The organism is Brucella pseudogrignonensis (assembly GCF_031454375.1).
In the GTDB taxonomy this organism is placed as follows: Bacteria; Pseudomonadota; Alphaproteobacteria; order Rhizobiales; family Rhizobiaceae; genus Brucella; species Brucella pseudogrignonensis_A.
In genome coordinates this window covers 1136554-1157768 of sequence record NZ_JAVDQT010000001.1, presented here as the reverse complement: position 1 = coordinate 1157768, position 21215 = coordinate 1136554, and the positions used below count along the sequence as shown (strand labels likewise).

Below are 21215 nucleotides of genomic sequence, written 5' to 3'. Positions count from 1 at the left end.
CGCGCTCTAATCAGGCAGCGTGAATCGCTGTGCCGGGAATGGTTGCTGCCCATTGCTTGCGGTCTGGAATACAGACCGCGACAACTGTTCCAACGCCCTCGGTTGAGCGAATACGCAGCCAGCCACCATGCAGTTCCGCGAGCGAACGGGTGATTGCAAGGCCAAGACCAGAGCCACTATGCGTCTTGGTGAACTGGTTTTCCACCTGCTCAAAAGGCTGGCCAATTTTCTTGAGTGCTGATTTCGGAATGCCGACGCCGGTATCCTGAATGGTCATGAATAGCGCCGACCCGGTCTTACGAGCACGGACGGTGATATGGCCGTTGTGCGAAGTGAACTTCACTGCATTGGACAGCAGGTTGATCAACACCTGCTTGACGGCACGGCGATCCGCGTTGAGCTGCATAGCATCTTCAATCCGCGTTTCGACGGTTATGTTCTTCTCATCAGCCTGTAACGAGATCATCCGCACGGTTTCTTTGATCAGCGGGCAGAGATCAATTTCTTCGCGGTCAAGCGAGAAGTGACCAGCTTCAATCTTCGACATATCGAGAATGTCATTGATAACGTTGAGCAGGAAGTTACCGCTGGTGTGAATATCGTTGATATATTCCTCATAGCGATCCGAACCGAGTGGCCCGAATGTGCCAGCCTGAATCATCTCCGAGAAGCCGATGATCGCATTGAGTGGCGTGCGCAGCTCATGAGACATGTTGGCGAGGAACTCGGATTTCGAGCGGTTTGCAGCTTCCGCACGCTCTTTTTCCTGACCATATTTGCGCGCGAGTTCTGAAAGTTCTCGCACACGGTCTCGCTCGCCTTTTCGCGCAATAGACAGATCGTGAATGGTGGCCATCAGGCGACGTTCACTATCCACCAGACGCTCCTGATGCTGCTTGATCTGCGTAATGTCGGTTGCAATCGACACAAGCCCTCCGTCTTGCGTGCGGCGTTCGTTGACCTGTAGCCAGCGGCCATCGCTCAGCTGACGTTCAAAGGTCTGACCGCCTGCGCGATTATGCTCATTGGCCATACGGCGCTCGAAACTGAATGGGCGGGTATGCGCGTCTACTTCATTGCGCGGCACGCCGGGCTTCAGCGTCCAGACTGGCAGACCAGCATATTCGCTGAATTTGGAGTTCGCCATGACCAGACGATTATTGGCATCCCAGAGAACGAAAGCTTCGGAGATGTTTTCGATGGCTTCACGGATACGCATATCGGCTTCTGCCGTCTGCTGTGCGAAGCGATGCTGTTCGCTCACGTCAAAAGCGATGCCGACAAGATGCAGTTCATTTTCTGCGGCAATTTCAGCACGAACCCGCATCCAGACCCATGAGCCGTCGGCATGACGCATACGGAAGACACGATCCACGTGGGAGATGTCACCCGCCGCTGCCTGTTCTGCAATAGAATAGAGATCGCCGTCTTCGGGGTTAATGATAGCCGACACATCACCAAAAGCGAGAACGGCATCCTGCGCTTCATAGCCCAGCATTTCATACATGGAGCGTGACCAATAAATGCGTCCGCGTGCCATGTCCCAATCCCAAAGACCGCCACGACCACGTGCTAGCGCCATATCGATACGGCGCTGAATTTGGCCGGAAAGATCGTCCGCTTCACGCGCCCGCGCGGCCTGACTGAAATAGGCGTAGAGAATGGCGAACATCACGCCGGTGGTGCCCGCAAACAGTGTCACGTTCAGAGAGACCGCACGCTTCCATTCGGCAAATATCGTACTTTCGGGTTCTGCTGCAATAATCGCATAGGGAACGGTAATCGGCTTGGAAACCGTGCCGAAAGCAACCTCGCCATTCATCACAATTGTGAGCACGCCCGCACGCTCTGCAAACATGAAGAGGGGTTGAATGTCACTGAAAATATCATCGGCGCGCTTGCCGACGATATCTGTTGCAGGGCCAGATGCGGTGACAATGACGGAATCGTCATTGACCAGAGCGACAGTCATGCCGCTTGATGAAAGCCCACGCGAACGAAACTCAGCAATCGTATTATCAAGATCTTTGGGCGACATTTGTGCGCCAGCCTGAGTGCCATTAGCCGCACGCTCGATCATCTGCGCCAGATTAGCCGTCGCAGCAGACAGAGCAGCTTTGTGCTGCAATTCAATGTCCTCACGCCATGATAGCATTGAGAAAACACGCGCAACACCGAGTATAATCAGAAAGATGACGATGAGAGCAGGAACAAGGCGGCGCAGTGCGGGCTCCACGGCAATAAATTTTCCATAAGCAGGGCCTGCGAGAAGCTTGGCATGACCTGACAGCCTGCCTTTCTTTCGCTTGCCGCCGGAGTCGCGTTTGCTCTCCGCCGTCGCGCTATACGCGTCGGTGCTCGCCATCTAAAGCCCCTCTTATGTGTCGAAACAGCTCCAGAATACGCTAGAAGCGCTGTCCGCCCGGAACTGTGTGAACTGAAATCTCTACTCGCAATGTTTCGGAATACGCCATCTCCGAACAAGGCTACTGAATCAAAAGTGATTCGTGCTGTCCAGTGAATTCGTTAATGAGAAGTAAAATACCGCGTTTGCCATTCCGATTTTCCATTGAATCTCAAAATGTTAAGCGGAATCAGTTTGAGAGACCACGCAGCTAACACCATGAAAAGACTCATGAAAGCCGTAAGCCTTTTCAGTATTTATGCGGCTTTGCTTCAATAGGTCAAAAATACTCAAACCCGGCCTAATTTAAGGCCGGGTTGGCGAATCATAGCGTTATCTCGTTGATTCGCGAATCAAGCCAGCGTGCGATCCACGATGTCGCGCAGATCTGTTGAAAGCTTTTGCGTGCCGGAAATGCGAGCAAGAGCGGCGCGTGCATGTTCACGACGTGTATCCTCCAGCGATCGCCATGACCGCAAAGCTGTCAGAAGACGGGCCGCAAGCTGCGGGTTCTCAGGATCAATTGCCAGAACAATATCGGCAAAGAAATCATAAGCAGCGCCATCTTTGCGATTGAACCCTGTTGGATTGCTGGCCGAAAACGCACCGATCAATGCACGCACGCGGTTTGGATTGTCGAACGAGAGCAGTTTGTCTTTTGTCAGTGCACGAACGGCTTCAAGTGCTTTCTCGCCCGGACGCGTTGCCTGCACGATAAACCACTTGTCCATGACCAGACCGTCCTTGCCGAAACGCTTCTCAAAGGAGGCAAGCGCGTCGAGCGCTTCATGGCTGTCACCGAAGCGATGCACTAGCACGCTGAGTGCCGCGGCCCGGTCAGTCATGTTGTCACTATGCGTGAATTGCTGTGCTGCGCGTGCTGGGCTGTTTTCATGACGGCTGAGATAGTCGAGCAGCACATTGCGCAGAGCACGCTTGCCTGCTGACTGAGCATCAGGAGAGAAAGCACTGTCTTGTTGCAGGCTCTTATAAAGTGCTGCAAATTCCTTTGCATAAGCCGATCCGATTGCCGCAATCAAATAGTCACGGCTTGCAAAGATAGCGTCTGGATCAACATTTTCGCCCATTTCGCGCGCGATGTCGCTTTCGGTGGGCAAGGTCAGGCATAGGGCGCGAAAGGCAGCATCAAGCGTCTCGTCCGAGGCGATGTTACCAGCAAGCGCAATAATCTTCTCGTCCGTTTCAGGTGCATGTCCGCCACGAATGCGTTTTGCACCTTCAAGCAGCGCCTGTGTGAAAATGACAGTCAGCGCCTGCCAGCGTGCTACCGGGTCACTGTCATTGAGCGCGAGAAAGGTACGATCTTCTGCCGTAAGCGGCGAGACCAGATTAACTGGTGCAGAGAAGCCGCGAAGCAGCGACGGAACAGGGCGCTCTTTAATGCCTTTGAAGATTATAGTTTCGGTTGCGCTATGAAGATGGATGACGCCGTCATGCACCTCGCCCCCTTCCACAGACGAAGCTTCCATATCGTCGCCGTCAGACCCCAAAAGACCAAAGGCCACAGGGATATGCATTGGCTTTTTCACGGGCTGACCGGGAGTTGGAGCAAGTGTTTGTGTGAAATTGATGGTGTAAGTTTCGTTTGCAGCATCAAAATCGAAACTTGTCTCTACCTTCGGCGTGCCCGACTGATCATACCAGAGTGCGAACTGCGAAAAGTCCTGTCCTGAAACATCGGCAAAGACTTTGATGAAATCTTCTATCGTTGCCGCATCGCCGTCGTGGCGCTCGAAATAGAGATCCATGCCTTTGCGGAAAAGATCTGGCCCAATGATGGTGCGGATCATCCGCACGACTTCGGAGCCTTTTTCATAGACAGTTGCCGTATAGAAATTATTGATCTCGCTATATTCGCGCGGGCGCACAGGATGCGAGAGTGGGCCGCTGTCCTCTGGAAACTGTTGCGCTTTGAGGATTTTCACCTCCGCGATGCGCTTCACAGGCCGCGAGCGCTCATCGGCTGAAAACTCATGGTCACGATAAACGGTCAGGCCTTCCTTAAGACAAAGCTGGAACCAGTCGCGGCAGGTGATGCGATTGCCGGTCCAGTTATGGAAGTATTCATGCGCAATGACCGCTTCGATCCCTGCATAATCGACATCTGTTGCGGTTTCGGGATCGGCCAGCACATATTTGTCGTTAAAGACATTCAGGCCCTTGTTTTCCATGGCGCCCATGTTGAAATCGGAAACCGCGACGATATTGAAAACATCAAGATCATATTCGCGCCCGAACTTTTCCTCGTCCCAGCGCATCGAACGTTTCAATGCATCCATGGCATAGAGTGCGCGTCCTTTTTTCCCATGCTCAACATAGATGGCGAGATCGACCGCGCGGCCGGACTGCGTCGTGAAATGGTCTGTCACAACATCGAGCGAGCCTGCGACAAGCGCGAAAAGATATGACGGCTTCGGATGCGGGTCATGCCAGATCGCAAAATGTCTATCAGGGTTGCCTGAAACCACTCCTTGGTCAACAGGATTGCCGTTTGCCAGCAATATTGGTGCTGCTGCTTTTTCTGCGTTGAGGCTGACGGTATAGACGGAGAGCACATCCGGGCGGTCGTAATAATAGGTAATACGACGAAAGCCTTCAGCTTCGCATTGCGTGCAATAGACGTTGCTTGAGCGATAAAGACCTGAAAGCTGACGATTGGTGGTCGGGTTAACCTCAGTGACAATTTCCAGCGTGAAGCGTTCAGCCTCTGGCAGGTCGGTGATTTCCAATCTGTCTGGTGTCACCGAATAGCTGTTATTGCTGAGAATTTCGCCATCAAGGCGAATACCGATCAGCTTCAGTTCATCACCATCAAGGATAAGCGGCGTGCCTGCAATTGTTCCCTCGCGGCGCTCGATAGCGAGTTCTGCACGGACAATGGTCTTTTCTGGCTCAAGCGTGAAATCGAGTTTCGTTTCTGGGATAGCGTAAGGGGTTGGGCGATAATCTTCGAGGCGGAATGTCTGGCCGGTTTCAGTACGCATTGCGAAACTCTTCTTTGTGATCACTCTGATGCACGAGTCGTATCCGGCTTTTTAGCAAACGACAAGAAAAGCAAATTGGCTGAGTATTTTTTATGAGCAACATACTTTGTTCGCTGGCACTTTATAGCGAACAGGCCTAAGGATGATGCGTTGAAGTTCATATCCCGCCTATTCGTCTATCCCCCGTTTAAGGAATTGCGTTGTGAAGTCCCTTCCGGACGCGGCCTCCGCAAATGCTCAGTCCAGTGCAACGACTGAGCCTGACCTGCTTCAGAACAATCCAATGTTGGGCATTAGCCTCAAAGTTGCTTCGGTTGCAGTGTTTGTTGGCATGTCGACGCTGCTCAAAGCCGCAGACGGAATTCCCCTTGGGCAACTGATCTTTTTTCGCTCATTTTTCGCAGTGCTGGCGATCCTTGTCTATTTTGCGATGCGTGGGCAGGTATCAGGTATTTTCGAAACGCGGCACGGGTTTAGCCATTTCTGGCGCGGAATGGTGGGCGTTGGAGCTATGACGCTCAGTTTCTATGCTCTGACCAAGCTGCCTTTGCCTGAAGCAATCGCTATCAATTATGCTTCGCCACTGATTGCAGTGGTGCTGGGCGCTGTCATTTTGCATGAAGTTGTCAGAATGTATCGCTGGAGTGCTGTGGTTATCGGCCTTTTTGGTGTTCTAATCATCATATGGCCTCGCATGACGCTGTTCGCAGAAGGGCAAGTGGGGCGCAATGAGGCATTGGGCGCTCTCGCGGCACTTGGCGGGGCAATTATGGCGGCCTTTGCAATGATGCTTGTGCGTCGTCTTGTTCAGACCGAAAAAACGTCGACCGTTGTTATTTATTTTTCGATCTCGGCAACCGTCATTTCGCTGGCCAGTATTCCGTTTGGCTGGGTTATGCCAAGCGGGCCGCAATTCGCAATGCTGATCGCAGCAGGTGTTGCCGGAGGCGTGGCGCAAATTCTTCTGACTGAATGTTATCGCCATGCTCCCATGAGCACCATTGCGCCGTTTGAATACACATCAATGCTGCTTGGCCTTGGGATAGGATTTTTCTTTTTTGGCGATGTTCCAACGCTGGAAATGTTGCTAGGCAGCGTAATTGTGATGAGTGCTGGTGGCTACATAATCTATCGCGAACATCAGCTGGCGATTGCTCCCCATAAGACCAATACACCACAGCAAACGCAGTGAGTTTTAAGCCTGACCGGGCGTTGCTTCTGAACGTGGGTCAAGCTGCATAGTTTCCGGTGTGGGTTGCCCGTCTGGGGTATAGATTTTGAACTCGGTTTTCTGATCGCTGACAGCTGGGCGCTCATATCGACGGATACGCCACAGCGCGTGCAGGCCATAGACCGCGTAAGCGACAGCCATAGTTACAAAAAATCCGGATGCTCCCAAGAGATCCATAAGCGGACCAGACAGTGCAGGGCCGATAACGCTGCCCGCACCGTAAATGATAAGCAGCCCGCTCGAGACCTTCACAAATTCACTGGCATCCGCATAGTCATTCGCATGAGCAACATTGAGGCTATAGATCGGATAGATGACGGAGCCAAATAGGAACATCATTCCATATAGGGCGTAAGCGGACGTCGGGTGAATAAGGATCATAATCATCGATATGATGAAGCCGATTGCACCCGCTATCACCATCACATAACGACGGTCCACGACATCCGAGGCGCGCCCCAGCGGATATTGAAAAATAACACCGCCGATCATGGCGCAGGCCAACATCGTGGCGATGCCGAACGTCGAAAGCCCGTTCATTCCGCCATAAATCGCAGCAAGAAAGCTCCAGGTACCAGCCACAATACCAGCAATAAGCGATCCAACAGCCGCCGCTGGCGAGCGACGGTAAAGGCCTTTGAGGTCAAGCTGAACCTGCGTGAGTGGATTGGGCGATTGTGCACTGGACAGTGCTGTGGGCAGCAAAGCGCTGGCGTAGATGATTGCGCAGATAATGAAGAGCGTCTGCGTTGTAGCGTCGCCAAAGGGCAGAATATATTGCCCGCACATCAAGCCCAGCATCGTGATGATCATATAGATCGAGAAAACACGGCCGCGCGTTTCATTGGTGACACGTTCATTTAACCAGCTCTCGATGATCATGTAAGAGCCGGCCAATGAAAACCCGGCAATACCGCGAAAAATCATCCATGCGTAGGGACTTACAATCAAAGAATGCAGCAGTAATGCAATGGAAAGCAGTGTCAGCAGGGCCGAAAACACGCGCACATGTCCCACGCGTTTAACCAAATGAGGAATGACAATACAGCCAATGGTAAAAGCGAGCGCGTAGCTTGTGCCCATCCAGCCGATTGTCGTTGTTGACCAGCCTTCAAGGCCGCCACGAATAGGCAGCAAAATACCGGCAAGTCCACCGGCAAGCAGCATTAGAAATGTGCTTGCGAGCAAAGCTGCTATCGGTAGAAGCTGACCGGCCATAACAAACTCCCCCAGACACTGTAACGATCACTGTTGAAGACAGATATAGTGCAAGCGGCGGAATAATGTATGTTTGCGGCATGTTAGTGACAGATGTCGCTAAACGCTGGCCGCATAAGGAAAAAGACTAAGCTTTCAGCTCTGCCAGTTTCATTTTAACGGCTAAAAAATCGCGCCATGCAAAGCGCTTCTGAGCAGGCATGCGCAAGAGATATTCGGGATGCAGCGTTGGCATAACAGCAATTTCTGTACCCGAAGCGGTCCGGTGGATGTTCCAGTTACCACGCAGACGCAAAATGGTTTCTGACGATCCCGTCAGCGTTTTACTCGCAGGGCCGCCAAGCGTGACAAGCAGTTTCGGCGAAACAAGTTCAATTTGTCGCTCAATGAATGGGCGGCAAAGTTCTGTTTCAAGCGGTGTCGGCGCGCGATTGCCCGGCGGTCTCCAGGCGATTGTATTGGCGATGTAAACGTTCTCGCGTTTAAAGCCGATAGCCTCAATCATGCGATTGAGAAGCTGTCCGGGCTTGCCCATGAAAGGTAGCCCTTCCATGTCATCATCTCGCCCCGGAGCTTCACCGATGAACATGATGTCTGACGATGGGTCGCCATCTGCAAAACAAAGATGTTTGGCCGTTGATTTAAGATTGCAACCGTCAAAACCGGCGAGTGCATCGCGCAGTTCTGCCAATGAATTGGCTTGCGATGCGGCAGCTCGTGCTAGCTCTATCTGTGTATTGTCCGGAACATCTGACGCAGCTTGAACAGGTCGGCTGGATGGGGAGGGGGCTATCGCCGCGCGGGGCTGTTGTGAGCGCTCTGATCGTGAACTTTGCGCTGCAGGTGCAGGCGCGTCTTGCACCCGTGCCATGGTTGGTGCTGGTGCAGCAAAACGATCAATCGGTGTCTCTGAAAGTGGCATGTCGACACCTGCTTCCGCATAAAAGCGCAGCAAGCCTTCCATATCCAGCAATTCATGATCGTTGTTCATTCTTGTACCTCACTAGATGAGGTGACGAATTTTGACGCTGAATGCAAGAGCGTGTCACAGCTTTCCGCTTTAAAGTGATCGTCTTTACGTAAAAAGCCTGTTGCGGCAGAATGGCCCAATTCTAAATTCCAGAGAGAAAAAATTTGACGTTTACGTTAAGGTAAATATTATAATGCTGGATTTGCGGGGTTTTTGGACAATTGGACGCATATGCGACAGTCCCTAACTCTGCGAGAGGGTAGGACCAATATGGGAACGGACCGGTCATTGTCGGTGGTTATCGACAATTGCGATAGGTTCATGAGCAAAAACAACTGGATGCATTGCCCGCGCTGAAATAGTGAGGGGAAAATCTAAATATGACGGAGGCACGAATGTCTGAAGTGGTTGAGCTTCCCGAACGCGAGAGCATGGAATTTGATGTTGTGATTGTCGGCGCAGGCCCTGCTGGCCTTGCTGCGGCTATTCGCTTCAAACAAATCAATCCGGAGCTTTCGGTCGTTGTTCTTGAAAAGGGCGGGGAAGTCGGCGCGCATATTCTGTCGGGCGCTGTTGTAGATCCAAGTGGTATTGACCAACTTCTGCCGGGTTGGCGCGAAGAAGAAGGGCACCCCTTCAAAACGCCGGTGACGGCGGATCACTTCCTGCTGCTCGGTCCTGCCGGTTCGGTACGTCTGCCAAACTTCGCAATGCCACCGCTGATGAACAATCACGGCAATTATATTGTCTCGCTTGGTAATGTCTGCCGCTGGCTTGGCACAAAGGCTGAAGAGCTTGGCGTAGAAATCTATCCGGGCTTTGCTGCGACCGAAGTGCTTTATAATGATGAAGGTGCTGTCATCGGTGTTGCGACTGGTGATATGGGCGTCGAACGCGATGGTACGCATGGTCCAAACTATACGCGGGGCATGGCCTTGCTCGGCAAATATGTGCTGATTGGCGAAGGCGCGCGTGGCTCACTTGCTAAGGAACTGATCGCCAAGTTCAAGCTTGATGAGGGCCGCGAACCGGCCAAGTTCGGTATTGGCCTCAAGGAACTCTGGCAGATTGATCCATCCAAGCATAAGCTGGGACTGGTGCAGCATTCTTTCGGCTGGCCGCTGGATATGAAAACCGGCGGTGGCACATTCCTGTATCATCTTGAAGACAATATGGTTGCGGTCGGCTTCGTGCTGCACCTCAACTATAAGAACCCATACCTGTCGCCATTTGAGGAATTCCAGCGCTTCAAGACGCATCCGGCTATCCGCGATACGTTTGAAGGTGGCAAGCGCTTGTCTTATGGCGCACGTGCAATTACCGAAGGCGGATTCCAGTCGGTGCCGAAGCTGTCATTCCCGGGTGGCGCGCTGATCGGCTGTTCGGCTGGCTTCGTCAATGTTCCGCGTATCAAAGGCAGCCATAATGCAGTTCTGTCGGGCATTCTCGCTGCCGACAAGATTGCAGAAGCATTGGCCGCTGGTCGCGCCAATGATGAACCGATTGAGATCGAAAGCAGCTGGCGCGATAGTGCAATTGGTAAAGATCTCAAGATGGTCCGCAATGTTAAGCCGCTGTGGTCGAAGCTCGGAACGGTTGTTGGTGTCGCGCTTGGTGGTCTTGATATGTGGACCAATCAGCTGTTTGGGTTCTCATTCTTTGGTACGCTGAAGCATGGTAAGACCGATGCGCAGAGCCTTGAGCCTGCAGCAAAGCACAAGAAGATCGACTATCCGAAGCCAGATGGCGTTCTGACTTTTGATCGTCTGTCGTCGGTGTTCTTGTCGAACACCAATCACGACGAAAACGAGCCAGTGCATTTACAGGTCGCCGATATGAAGCTGCAACAGACATCAGAGCATGATGTTTTCGCAGGTCCATCGACACGCTATTGCCCGGCAGGGGTTTATGAATGGGTGGATGCAGACGGCAATTCTGCTGCTGATCCACAGGCCAAGGATGTACGTTTTGTGATCAATGCGCAGAACTGCGTACATTGCAAAACTTGCGACATCAAAGACCCGAACCAGAATATCAACTGGGTTCCGCCACAAGGCGGCGAAGGACCAGTTTATGTAAACATGTAATGTTTACAGGAACAGTGTCCGTCTCGTCCGCCGTAGAGAAAAATGTCGGCGAAGATCCGGTCTATGTAAGGATGTGATTAAAAAAGGCGGTTTAAAACCGCCTTTTTTATTGAAGCATCACAGACTGAGTTTCGGGCTCTTCTGTGTTGGGCCGAACAGGCATCGGAACTGAAAACTCAAGCCTGACAGGCAGGTGATCAGAACCCGCTTCGTCGCGTGTCGCTGCAACTGGTGCTACGATATCAGCACTGACGAGAATTTGGTCGATTGGCAGCCCCACAAATGGCGCGAGCGTCACGGGCAGGCTTTGCGGCATCCAGGAACCGCCAATGCTGGTCATTGCTTTTGTACTGGAAGCCTTTTCTGTCCGGTGAACTGCATTGCTCCATGGCGTCGCGTTGAAATCACCCGCAATAACGGAAGCACCGTCCAATTTCTGCAATTCCGGCACAAGCTTATCAATGATTGCCGCCTGACCATACGGCCACGGAAGCACGGCATGATAGGATGCAACATTGACTGGCATGCCGCTGAAATCAATCGAGGTCATTGCAAGGCGGTTATCGCCAAGGCATGTCTGCGCACCGCCTTCACTGAACGGACGACGGGATAAAATACCTACGCCCATGTTGCTGCCGCTGATGCGACATTCAAAGTGATAAGGGTAGGTGCCTTTGAGAATATCGATCCACATCGCCCAGTCTGAGCCTGCTTCCTGATAAGCGATGACATCAGGCTTTTCCTGCGCAATCATTTGCAAAACGCGCTTGGGTTCAGGATTGTTATAGCGCAGATTGATTTGCACAAGACTATAACGTACACCGCTCGTTGGCACATTAGCATGCGCTGCTGATGAACCATCCAGCAGATTGCGTGCCGCACCAAGTGTTGTGCTGAAAGCAAGGATCGCAAACAGCAGGATCATCGCACCTTCACGCCGCATTGTTGTGAACAAAATCGGCAGCGCCAGCAATCCCATCAGGATTGCGAGATGGGAGCGGAAATGGGCAAATGAATCGAATGACGGATGTGCAGATCCTAAGAATCCGAGCACAAGCGGCACAGATACCAGAATGGCAATGATCAGCAGAACAAAGGCAAAAGTTTCGCGGCGTTTTGACATGATTGGCGAGTAGCGGCTGATTGCGGCGTGATGATGATGCCGAAAGCTGGGCTTCCGGCATGCCTTATCTTATTGGAATGCAGTTTCGAAGAAACTTCTAAGCTTGCGGGAATGCAGTCGCTCGTCTGGCATGGCTGCGATTTTTTCCATTGCCCGGATGCCGATTTGCAAGTGCTGTGCAACCTGTCGCTTGTAGAACTCGGTCGCCATGCCCGGCAGTTTCAGCTCGCCGTGCAACGGCTTGTCGGAAACACAGAGCAGGGTGCCGTAGGGCACACGGAAACGGAAACCATTGGCGGCAATCGTGGCCGATTCCATGTCGAGGGCAACGGCACGTGCCTGAGAAAGGCGTTGAACAGGGCCGCGCTGGTCGCGCAGTTCCCAGTTACGGTTATCGATCGTCGCAACTGTGCCGGTTCGCATGATGCGCTTAAGATCATAGCCTTCAAGGCCGGTGACTTCTTCAACTGCTTCTTCAAGAGCGACCTGAATTTCTGCCAATGCGGGCAAGGGCACCCAGACCGGAAGATCATCATCTAGAACGTGGTCTTCACGCATGTAAGCGTGAGCAAGTACGTAATCACCAAGTTCCTGACTGTTGCGCAAACCAGCACAATGTCCCAGCATTAGCCATGCATGTGGGCGTAACACGGCAACATGGTCGGTAATCGTCTTGGCATTGGAAGGGCCAACGCCGATATTGATCATCGTGATGCCAGAATGATCTTTGCGTTGCAGATGATAGGCCGGCATTTGCGGCATGCGTTGCAATGCAACGCCGGTGCTTGGCGCGGTTTCACCGGCAAGCGTGATCGCATTGCCCGGCTCGACAAAGCTGTCATAGCCACCGCCGCCATCTGCCATCAGCTTGCGTGCATAGGCGCAGAACTCATCCATATAGAACTGATAGTTCGTAAACAGCACGAAGTTTTGGAAATGCTTCGGACTTGTTGCTGTGTAATGCGCGAGCCTGTGCAGCGAATAGTCAACGCGCTGTGCCGTGAAAGGCGCGAGCGGCATCGGCTCGCCCGGAATAGGGTCGAAATCCGCATTGACGATCTTGTCGTCGGTTGCGGCGAGGTCTGGCACGTCGAAGAGATCGCGCATTGGATGGGTGAAAGCATTGGCGACCGATGCCTCAACATAAGTGCCTTCCATGAAGGCAAAATGGATCGGAATTGGCGTGGCCGATTCCCGAACGGTGACTGTCACCCCATGATTGCGCATAAGCAGGCGAATTTGCTCGTTGAGATAATGCTCAAATAAATCAGGTCGCGTGATCGTTGCCGAATAATCGCCCGGCATGGTTACATGTCCAAACGCCAGACGCGTATCAACATGAGCAAAGCTCGATGTTGACAGGCAGATTTCGGGATAAAAAGCACGGTATCGCTGAGGACGGACTTCTCCTTTTGCCAACTGTTCAAAGGCTGTGCGGAGAAACGCGGTATTGCGATCATAAAGCTTGCGAAGCGCGACAACCGCCGCGCTTGCATCGGTAAAAACTTGCGGCTCCATAAACGGAGGCGTTTTAATCTCAGTGAGAAATGGCTGTTCGATTCGTTGTGTCATGACTCAGTATAGCAAACTCCATGACGCGCGCATGTCTCTGTTTAAATGCGATTACTTGTGTCGCAGGTTTCAGCCATTACTCAGATGTGTGCTTTCGCATGACTACTGCCGAAATGCATTACGGTGACATCTCCGGTGATCGGCTGATCGCGATAAACATGCTGTTTCCGATCAACAAATAGCCCTGCGACAATCGCAAAGCCAGCGATCATCATGAATACGATGGTTGTGCGTCTTAGCAGCATAGTTCCCCCAGTTAGTCGATCTTCGATTATAACGCATTATTGTAAGGTTAGTTGCTGAACGGGCGCTGAGAGCTGCATTCATGCAGCGTTCAAAAATATTGATGTCTCATTAACTTGATCCGTTCGCTCTTGTGTCGCAATTCACGGCGCTTATGTTAGCTCGCATTGGAATGACCGACAAAGCCAACAAAGCGGGAGATAAGACCCATGGCCGAGCAGACAAAACCGATTGAACTTTACTATTGGCCGACACCGAATGGCTTCAAGGTGAGCATCATGCTCGAGGAACTTGGTGTTCCTTATGAGGTCAAATATGTAAATATCGGCAAGGGTGATCAGTTCCAGCCGGATTTCCTCAAAATCGCACCGAACAATCGCATGCCTGCTATTGTTGATCCGGAAGGCCCGGGCGGCGAGCCGATTTCGGTCTTTGAATCGGGTGCAATTCTTCAATATCTCGGACGCAAATTTGGCAAGTTCTATCCGTCGGATGAACGCAAGCGCGTTGCTGTTGATGAATGGCTGATGTGGCAGATGGGTGGACTTGGGCCGATGTCGGGTCAGGCAGGACACTTCCGCATTTATGCGCCAGAAAAAGTGCAGTACGGCATTGATCGCTATACCAATGAGGTCAATCGTCTTTATGGCGTTCTCAACCGCCAGCTTGAAGGTAAAGACTATATCGCGGGCGAATATTCCATCGCTGATATGGCAAGCATTGGTTGGGTCAACGCTTACAAAAATTTTGATCAGAGCCTAGAGGATTTCCCAAATCTCAAGCGCTGGCATGAAACCATGAACGCGAGACCCGCCGTGCAGCGTGGTCTTGTGGTTGGAAGAGAAGAGCGCGAACGCGCAATGGCTTCAGCTAATAAGGAAGAAGAGCAGAAGGTGCTCTTTGGCCAGAAAGCACGATAATTAAAAAAGGCGGCAGAAAAGCCGCCTTTTTAGTTCTGGACTTACTGCCGGGTGAGACTTTCGCTTTTGCAGATCAATCCACCCATTACACAGCCAGAGAGCGAAAGGGTGTTGCCTTTGACGCTGGCTTTGCCCGTATAGGTCTTGCCTTCATCGAGCTTGTTGACCTCGCCTTTATAGCTGCCATCCTTGCCTGACATAGAGCCTATCGATTTGCCTTTATATTCGCCGGTCTGAACCGTACCGCAATATTTGCCGCCACCACAGGCCGCATAGCTAATGATCGTGCCGTTCGGCCGCTTCCACGTGCCGACGATGGCTTCATCAGCAAAAGCGGGTACGGCGAGGGTTGCTGTGAGAGCAACGGCAGCAGTCAGTCCCATCATAAAATTACGGATCATGCATTCCTCCCAAAATGCGGCAAGGCATGTTGCCTTGCAGAAAACTTACGCAAACGTAAACGTAATTGAATTTGAAGCGAAGCGAAAGAGGTATAATTGAAGCCGTTATATTCGTTGCCATCCATGTTCTAAACGAAGCCAATCTGCACCATGGTTATCATCTGGTTTCTAAGTGTTGTGGATGAAAAATCTGCCATTTTGGAAAAATGCTGCAATTCATTGAGCTTGGATGTTTAACAAAATCCGAAGTTTACTCCTTGTTGGGATTTTGTTGTCGCGTTGTTAAGCATCTGGTTTAACGCGCATTTTAACTCTGTTGGGTAATCTCAGCATCATGAACGGAACGACAGATCCGACAGTTCCGGGGCGGTGAAAGCCAGTCTCAGAAACAAAGAGCGGACGGTTCTCGGGATTTAACAGGGACAAAGAAAATGACACAGTTTCAGAGCGTCACACAGCAGAGCAAAACAGGTTCTCAAGATCGTATTCTACTGGAAATGGGATTGAAATATGCCGTTGGCCGGGACTGTGAGATTGATGTGGTTGAAGCACACAAATGGCTTAATATCGCGGCAATTCGTGGTAATCAGAAGGCTGAGCGTATGCGCAATCAGGTTGCTGCTACCATGAGTAAGACAGAACTTGCTGCAGCCCTGCGTAGCGCACGTGAATGGATGACGGCGCACTGAGATGGTTCAAAGTTTAAACAAGAGCCGCCCTGTGAGGCGGCTTTTGTTTAACTGATGCCAAGATAGCGCCCCGGCTTATGATTGATCGCGATAATGACATTCATAGCGACGGCACCGGCCAGCGATAGCAGCATATTTTCCCAAGGAATAAAGAACAGGGAACCGAGCATAATAATAACGTCGAGGGCTAGCTGGAACCAGCCGGCGCGAATGCCATAGGCGTCCTGCAAGTAAAGCGCCAAAATGTTCACGCCTCCGACGCCTGATCGATGACGAAAAAGGGCAAGTACGCCCATCCCCATAAGCGTGCCGCCCATCAGTGCTGCAAACAGCGGATTGATTGAGCTGAAATCAACGCACATGGGTATGACTTTTGCGAAGAGCGACATCAGAGCAACGGCGATGAATGTTCTGATTGTAAACGCCCAGCCCATCCGTTTCGCTGCAAAATAATAGAACGGCAAATTGATCACAAAATAAAGCGCGCCAAAGCCAATGCCGGTTGCATACTGGATAAGGAGCGCGATTCCAGCGGTGCTGCCAGTCATCAGCGTGGCTTGGCTATAAAGCGTTATGCCCAATGCGATGAATGAGGTGCCAATGAGCATCGCAATCGCATCTTCATAAAGGCGATGACGATCCGGCGTGATTAGGCTGGTAGTATCGACAAGTGGGGAGACACTATTTGACACGATCAACTCCAAAGCTGCGAAAAAAAACGAACGAATAGATGAAATGACCAGAGCGAACCCCGGTATTTATCTGCATATATTTCCGCTGATTTGATCGTCAGAATGCCAATGACCAGCGCCATGTCTTGGGAGACGCTCCCAATATAGCATCTGGCGAATGTTGCTGCACTGCTAGCAATATTGTTATTTTACGTTCCGTTTTTCGCTTTTATCGCGCTTATGTCTTCGAATTATTTTGGATTATTTCGTATTCTGTTTTGGCAAGAAATTGTTTCACCTCTGCCGGACTGCTTAAATGGTGTTTTGAAAGATGCGACGGTGCCTTTTCCATAAAAGTGAGTGCGCGAATGCGGCCATTTTTGCGATAGTTTGCTGCGAACTTGAGAAACTCCCAGTCAAAGCGCTCTTTGCATCCTTCGGCCATGTCTGGGCGCGACTTTCCGAAATAACGAAATGTTCGGGTCAGGATTCGCCAGAGGCGTCTCGGTGTCGAAATATCCAAAAAGATGAGCATATCAGCACGTTCCGCGCGATAAGCCATTGTTTCACTATGGTTGCCTTCAAAGATCCATTCATCTTGATTTGCGACTTCCGTGGTAAGACGTTCTATCTCTTTGCGTGAGCGCATTGTCCAATTGGGTAGCCAGTAAATTGTGTCGATGTGAACGACCGGGAGACCGCTTATTTTTCCGAGAGAACGGGCCAGAGTGGACTTTCCTGAACCTGCGCCGCCAAATATCATTACTCTCTTAAACATGGTGACGAATCCCTGATTTTAACTCTGTTGTAATAATATTGAGACAAAGAATTATAATTACTGTAGGTTTACTTATATTCGATGAGCGGTTGTAACGCGCTAAGAATGACGTTTAGAATTTTTGTATTGTAGACAATGGTAATATTAATCGCGTGATTGACAGTCAACTTGCCGAGTATCAATATTGATGCCGAATATGACGTTCGGAGATTTTGAAGAAGGGCAAGGAAGACCCGAGGTTTTGAATAGTCGCATCGAGCGACAATCGCGTAATACGTATCGTAAACAATAGTCCGTATCCGACAGGGAGCGACGAGATGTCTATTCGTACCATTACAGCTTTGGCTGGGACCGCATTCATTCTGAGCGTATCTGCCTTTGCATTTTCAACGCAGGCCAGTGCGCTGACCATGAAAGAATGTAGCGCGAAGTATCAGTCGGCCAAGGATGCCGGGACACTTGGTGATGTTAAGTGGAACGATTTCCGTAAGACACAGTGCGGAGATGATGCTGCGGCAGCGCCTGCCGCTCCTGCAAAGAAGGCTGCTGCGCCTGCCAAAAATGCTGCCGCTCCGTCTGCTGATGATGCCGCCAAAGGCCTGACAATGAAGCAGTGCAGCACGAAATATCAGGCTGCCAAAGATGCGGGCACCGATGGTGGCGCAAAATGGAATGATTTCCGCAAAGCTGAATGCGGCCCGGGTGCTGACGCTGTAGCACTGAGCACGGATGGTAACTCAGAGCCTGCTGCTCCTACTGTTGCGGCACCGAAGGGCATCAAGTTCCCGACTGCTGTTTCTGCCAAATTCTCCAGCGAGTCACCGGGTAAGGCTCGTATGCATACTTGCCTTGAACAGTATCATGCCGCGAAAGATGCCAATGCGCTTGGTGGCCTTAAATGGGTTCAGAAGGGCGGCGGCTATTACAGTCTTTGCAATGCACGCTTGAAAGGCAATTCATAAATCAGATCTGGGACGGCTTATAAGTCGGTTTGAACTTACACCGTTTTAGAGAAAAGGCCTTGCAAATCTGCAAGGCCTTTTTTGTTGGCGTGCTTTTTGGGTAATCAGCGTGGTTTGAACCAGCTGCTAACTCCAACAATGAGCCAGCCGAGAATCATCAGGCTGCCGCCTGTTGGTGCTGCCATTGGAAATAGTCTGCTTCCGGCCATGTCGCGCATGAAGAGGTCTCCGCAAAACAGTGCCAGTCCTGCGATCAGTATGGCGCCACCAATACTTGCCACGCGGCTATTGGGTACAATCAATGAAAGGACCAGAAGAGCAGGGGCATGGCCAAGTAAGAGTGGTGCAATTGCACTCAAGTGGTTTTCACCACCATGTGCGGCTCCTGCGTAAGCAGCAATAGCCAGTGCACCACACAGGCCGGCAAGTGTACCAAACACCGGATTACGAACCTGGGCGTTGAGTTGGTTTGACATAATTATCTCCGCAAGTAGGCAGAACGCGAGCTAGGATGTTTTTAAATTGTCTATAGGCTTTTTTGCGCGTCGTGGATTGCGTCTGGAAGAGCTGCTTCAAACATATCCAATTGCTCAGCTACGCCGACACTCACCCGAATGCAGCGGTCAAGAACAGGTGCGCCGGGCTTGCGGACGAAAACATCGCGCTCAATCAGGCCGTTCAGGATAGCGGTCGCGAAAGCGCCATCGTGACCGCAATCAATTGTCACGAAATTGGTGGCCGATGGTATTGGTTGAAGCCCATGTTTGACCGCGATTGTTGCAATGCGTTCACGACCCGCGTGGATTTTAAACACAACGTCGTTCAGATAATTCTGATCCTTTAGTGCCGCGATGGCGGCCGCTTGTGCAATCCGGTTGACAGCAAAATGATCGCGGATTTTGTTGAAGGCGCTGATTGCGGTTTCGTTACCGACGACGTAACCAACGCGAATGCCCGCAAGCCCGTAAGCCTTTGAGAAAGTACGCATCCGAAGAACGTTTGACCGGTCCAGTTCAAATGGCGGAAATGCGGAAGCAGGGCCGGTCTCACAATAGGCCTCATCAAGTATCAGCATTGTGGTTTCCGGTATTCGCTCAATAAATGACTGAATATCCGAGCCTTCATGCCACGTACCCATCGGATTATCGGGGTTCGCGATATAAAGCAGTGCTGGATTTTCCTGCTTTGCTTTCTCGATCAGTGCATCGAGATCAGGCTTGTCCTGATTATATGGCACAGTCAGCAAAGTGCCGCCAAAACCTGAAACGTGATAGTTAAATGTCGGATAGCCGCCGAGCGAATTGATTACTTTGTCGCCTTGCTGGACATATTGGCGGACAACCAGACCCAATAACGCATCAACGCCTGCGCCGGGCATAATGTTTTCCGGCTTCACACCATGATGCGCGGCAATCGCGTGGCGAAGAGCATAATTCTCCGGGTCGCCATATTTCCATACTTCGGACGCTTCCTGCTTCATCGCCTCGATGACAGAGGGGGCAGGGCCAAAGCTACTTTCGTTCGCACCGATTCGAGCGGTGAAAGGTTTTCCACGCTGTAGTTCTAAAGTTTCCGGGCCGACAAAAGGAACGGTGGAGGGAAGGCGTTCAACAAGTGGTGTGAGGCGAGGCGATGTCATTATGCTTCCGGTCAATGTGTCTGATGGGACCGAAGTGGCAAACTCGCTCCGCCTAAGCGGTTAATTGGAACAGGTTTGCACATCTGCGCCCGATGTAAGATAACTCAGGCTTAGCAACTTGTGCCATCTTTCACCATACTGCCAGTCTAGGAAATATCATCGCATAGTTATTTGTAGGCAGATCAAGCTGCAATATGCCGTAGGTTGATGAATCTATACGATTTTCGAGGGTGTCTCTATCGCTAACGAAGTACAGATAAGCCATCGGCAGCGGTTCTCTCACGATACTGAGAGTTTCACTTACACGATTACCTTCGATTTCGCGCACATTCGCGAAATCCGTCTCAATTCAATAGCTTGTATCAGTGCACTTCGAGGACTTTAACGCAGGAATCAAGATCGTGTGTAGCAAGATGAGCGTAGCGCATGGTCATCTGTAAAGTTTGATGACCGAGCCACATCTGCACGCGACGAATATCAATTCCACCACGGACCAGGCGCGACGCGCATGTATGACGCAAAATATGCGGGACAACCTGATCATCTGTACCGAGGCCAACTTCGATTTTGGCTTCGTTCCAAATTTGGCGGAAACGAACTTGATTGAGCATCGAAAAGGGGCCTTTAAGGCGTTCATGCGCAATGGCGGTTGCTTTTTTGGCTCGCTTCGTGAGCGGAACCGTGCGACTCCGGTTGGATTTGGTCAGCCAAAAAGTGGTACGATGTTCCTGAATGTCATTCCAGGTCAAGCCAATGGCTTCTCCAAGGCGACAGCCGGTATCGACGAGAAAAATTGAAAGACGATAACTATCTTCGCAGCGTGACTTAACCGCTGCAAAGAGACGCTTTTCCTCTTCATATTCGAGGAAGCGAATGCGTCCTGCTCGCTCTTTCTGCCGAACAAATTCCGGCAGGCTATAGATATCCCCCATTTTGTGCGCCTTCCGCAGCAGCTTACTTAACGCAGCCATCTTACGATTGATGGTTGCATTGCTGTTACCGCGCTCACGAAGCGAACCAATGACGGAGTCAAGCATCGCTTGATCAAACCCAGAAAAGCGCATGCCTTTCAAGATTTCATCAATCTCACCGAGAAAAGACTTCACATTATACTTGTGTGATCCATCGTCCCAGAGAATGTTGATATACTTACCAGCCAGCTCTGCCAGAGTGAATTGTTCGACAATTCTATGCTTCTGGCTTCTGATGGATGTATATTCGAGATTATAATCGATAACTGGTGTGTATGTATCACCGCTATCGATCTTCGTTCCCCCAACGACGATCATAGCATGCCCCCAT

At 51.2% G+C, this 21215-nt stretch carries 18 protein-coding genes; 5 read left to right on the top strand and 13 right to left on the bottom strand.

Going from position 1 to position 21215, the window contains the following annotated elements; translation table 11 throughout:
* Positions 1-10: 10 nt before the first annotated feature.
* Together J2782_RS05835 and pepN are read right to left on the bottom strand one after the other, a co-directional pair.
* On the bottom strand, positions 11-2365 hold the full coding sequence (locus tag J2782_RS05835; RefSeq protein WP_310010656.1) for a PAS domain-containing sensor histidine kinase: 2355 nt from the start codon (positions 2363-2365) through the stop codon (positions 11-13).
* A 392-nt stretch (positions 2366-2757) separates the two neighbouring features.
* Positions 2758-5409 (bottom strand): aminopeptidase N, encoded by a 2652-nt coding sequence (pepN, locus tag J2782_RS05830; RefSeq protein WP_310010654.1) that lies wholly within the window; start codon positions 5407-5409, stop codon positions 2758-2760.
* Positions 5410-5692: 283 nt separating this feature from the next.
* Here pepN and J2782_RS05825 point away from each other — a divergent pair, with 283 nt between their 5' ends.
* Positions 5693-6601: a DMT family transporter gene (locus tag J2782_RS05825; protein WP_310011100.1), complete on the top strand. Its 909-nt coding sequence runs from the start codon at positions 5693-5695 to the stop codon at positions 6599-6601.
* Between the two features lie 3 nt (positions 6602-6604).
* Here the strand turns inward: J2782_RS05825 and J2782_RS05820 are convergent, their stop codons facing one another.
* Together J2782_RS05820 and J2782_RS05815 are read right to left on the bottom strand one after the other, a co-directional pair.
* A complete protein-coding gene (locus tag J2782_RS05820; RefSeq protein WP_310010652.1) occupies positions 6605-7858 on the bottom strand; it encodes an MFS transporter in 1254 nt (417 codons plus the stop codon).
* Positions 7859-7985: 127 nt separating this feature from the next.
* Positions 7986-8849 carry a uracil-DNA glycosylase gene (locus J2782_RS05815; protein ID WP_310010651.1) on the bottom strand — a complete coding sequence of 288 codons (864 nt, stop codon included), beginning with the start codon at positions 8847-8849 and terminating at the stop codon, positions 7986-7988.
* A gap of 374 nt (positions 8850-9223) precedes the next feature.
* On the opposite strand from J2782_RS05815, the gene J2782_RS05810 reads away from it, so the two are divergent.
* On the top strand, positions 9224-10915 hold the full coding sequence (locus tag J2782_RS05810) for an electron transfer flavoprotein-ubiquinone oxidoreductase (protein WP_310010649.1): 1692 nt from the start codon (positions 9224-9226) through the stop codon (positions 10913-10915).
* A gap of 106 nt (positions 10916-11021) precedes the next feature.
* On the opposite strand, the gene J2782_RS05805 is transcribed toward J2782_RS05810, so the two are convergent.
* From J2782_RS05805 to J2782_RS05795, 3 genes are all read right to left on the bottom strand, one after another.
* Positions 11022-12038 carry an endonuclease/exonuclease/phosphatase family protein gene (locus tag J2782_RS05805; RefSeq protein WP_310010648.1) on the bottom strand — a complete coding sequence of 339 codons (1017 nt, stop codon included), beginning with the start codon at positions 12036-12038 and terminating at the stop codon, positions 11022-11024.
* 69 nt (positions 12039-12107) lie between these two features.
* Positions 12108-13610, bottom strand: a complete 1503-nt coding sequence (locus J2782_RS05800) for an AMP nucleosidase (RefSeq protein WP_310010647.1) — start codon at positions 13608-13610, stop codon at positions 12108-12110.
* 80 nt (positions 13611-13690) lie between these two features.
* Positions 13691-13855, bottom strand: a complete 165-nt coding sequence (locus J2782_RS05795; protein ID WP_310010645.1) for a hypothetical protein — start codon at positions 13853-13855, stop codon at positions 13691-13693.
* Positions 13856-14062: 207 nt separating this feature from the next.
* Here J2782_RS05795 and J2782_RS05790 point away from each other — a divergent pair, with 207 nt between their 5' ends.
* Positions 14063-14773 (top strand): glutathione S-transferase N-terminal domain-containing protein, encoded by a 711-nt coding sequence (locus J2782_RS05790; protein WP_310010643.1) that lies wholly within the window; start codon positions 14063-14065, stop codon positions 14771-14773.
* A gap of 41 nt (positions 14774-14814) precedes the next feature.
* Here the strand turns inward: J2782_RS05790 and J2782_RS05785 are convergent, their stop codons facing one another.
* A complete protein-coding gene (locus J2782_RS05785) occupies positions 14815-15159 on the bottom strand; it encodes a DUF2147 domain-containing protein (RefSeq protein ID WP_404989607.1) in 345 nt (114 codons plus the stop codon).
* Between the two features lie 446 nt (positions 15160-15605).
* On the opposite strand from J2782_RS05785, the gene J2782_RS05780 reads away from it, so the two are divergent.
* Positions 15606-15863 (top strand): sel1 repeat family protein, encoded by a 258-nt coding sequence (locus J2782_RS05780; RefSeq protein WP_310010641.1) that lies wholly within the window; start codon positions 15606-15608, stop codon positions 15861-15863.
* A 47-nt stretch (positions 15864-15910) separates the two neighbouring features.
* Here the strand turns inward: J2782_RS05780 and J2782_RS05775 are convergent, their stop codons facing one another.
* Both J2782_RS05775 and J2782_RS05770 read right to left on the bottom strand, forming a co-directional pair.
* Positions 15911-16471 carry a YitT family protein gene (locus J2782_RS05775; RefSeq protein ID WP_404989606.1) on the bottom strand — a complete coding sequence of 187 codons (561 nt, stop codon included), beginning with the start codon at positions 16469-16471 and terminating at the stop codon, positions 15911-15913.
* A 301-nt stretch (positions 16472-16772) separates the two neighbouring features.
* The gene (locus tag J2782_RS05770; protein WP_310010639.1) at positions 16773-17312 is read right to left on the bottom strand and encodes a P-loop NTPase family protein; all 540 of its coding nucleotides are present in this window, start codon (positions 17310-17312) and stop codon (positions 16773-16775) included.
* 317 nt (positions 17313-17629) lie between these two features.
* On the opposite strand from J2782_RS05770, the gene J2782_RS05765 reads away from it, so the two are divergent.
* Positions 17630-18274, top strand: coding sequence for an antifreeze protein (locus J2782_RS05765; protein ID WP_310010638.1), 645 nt, complete (start codon positions 17630-17632; stop codon positions 18272-18274).
* A 104-nt stretch (positions 18275-18378) separates the two neighbouring features.
* Here J2782_RS05765 and J2782_RS05760 read toward each other — a convergent pair whose 3' ends face one another.
* From J2782_RS05760 to J2782_RS05750, 3 genes are all read right to left on the bottom strand, one after another.
* Complete coding sequence (locus J2782_RS05760; RefSeq protein ID WP_310010637.1) at positions 18379-18750, bottom strand: DUF423 domain-containing protein; 372 nt, start codon at positions 18748-18750, stop codon at positions 18379-18381.
* Between the two features lie 50 nt (positions 18751-18800).
* A complete protein-coding gene (locus tag J2782_RS05755; protein WP_310010636.1) occupies positions 18801-19913 on the bottom strand; it encodes a pyridoxal phosphate-dependent aminotransferase in 1113 nt (370 codons plus the stop codon).
* Between the two features lie 362 nt (positions 19914-20275).
* A complete protein-coding gene (locus J2782_RS05750; RefSeq protein WP_310010635.1) occupies positions 20276-21202 on the bottom strand; it encodes a tyrosine-type recombinase/integrase in 927 nt (308 codons plus the stop codon).
* Positions 21203-21215 lie beyond the last annotated feature (13 nt).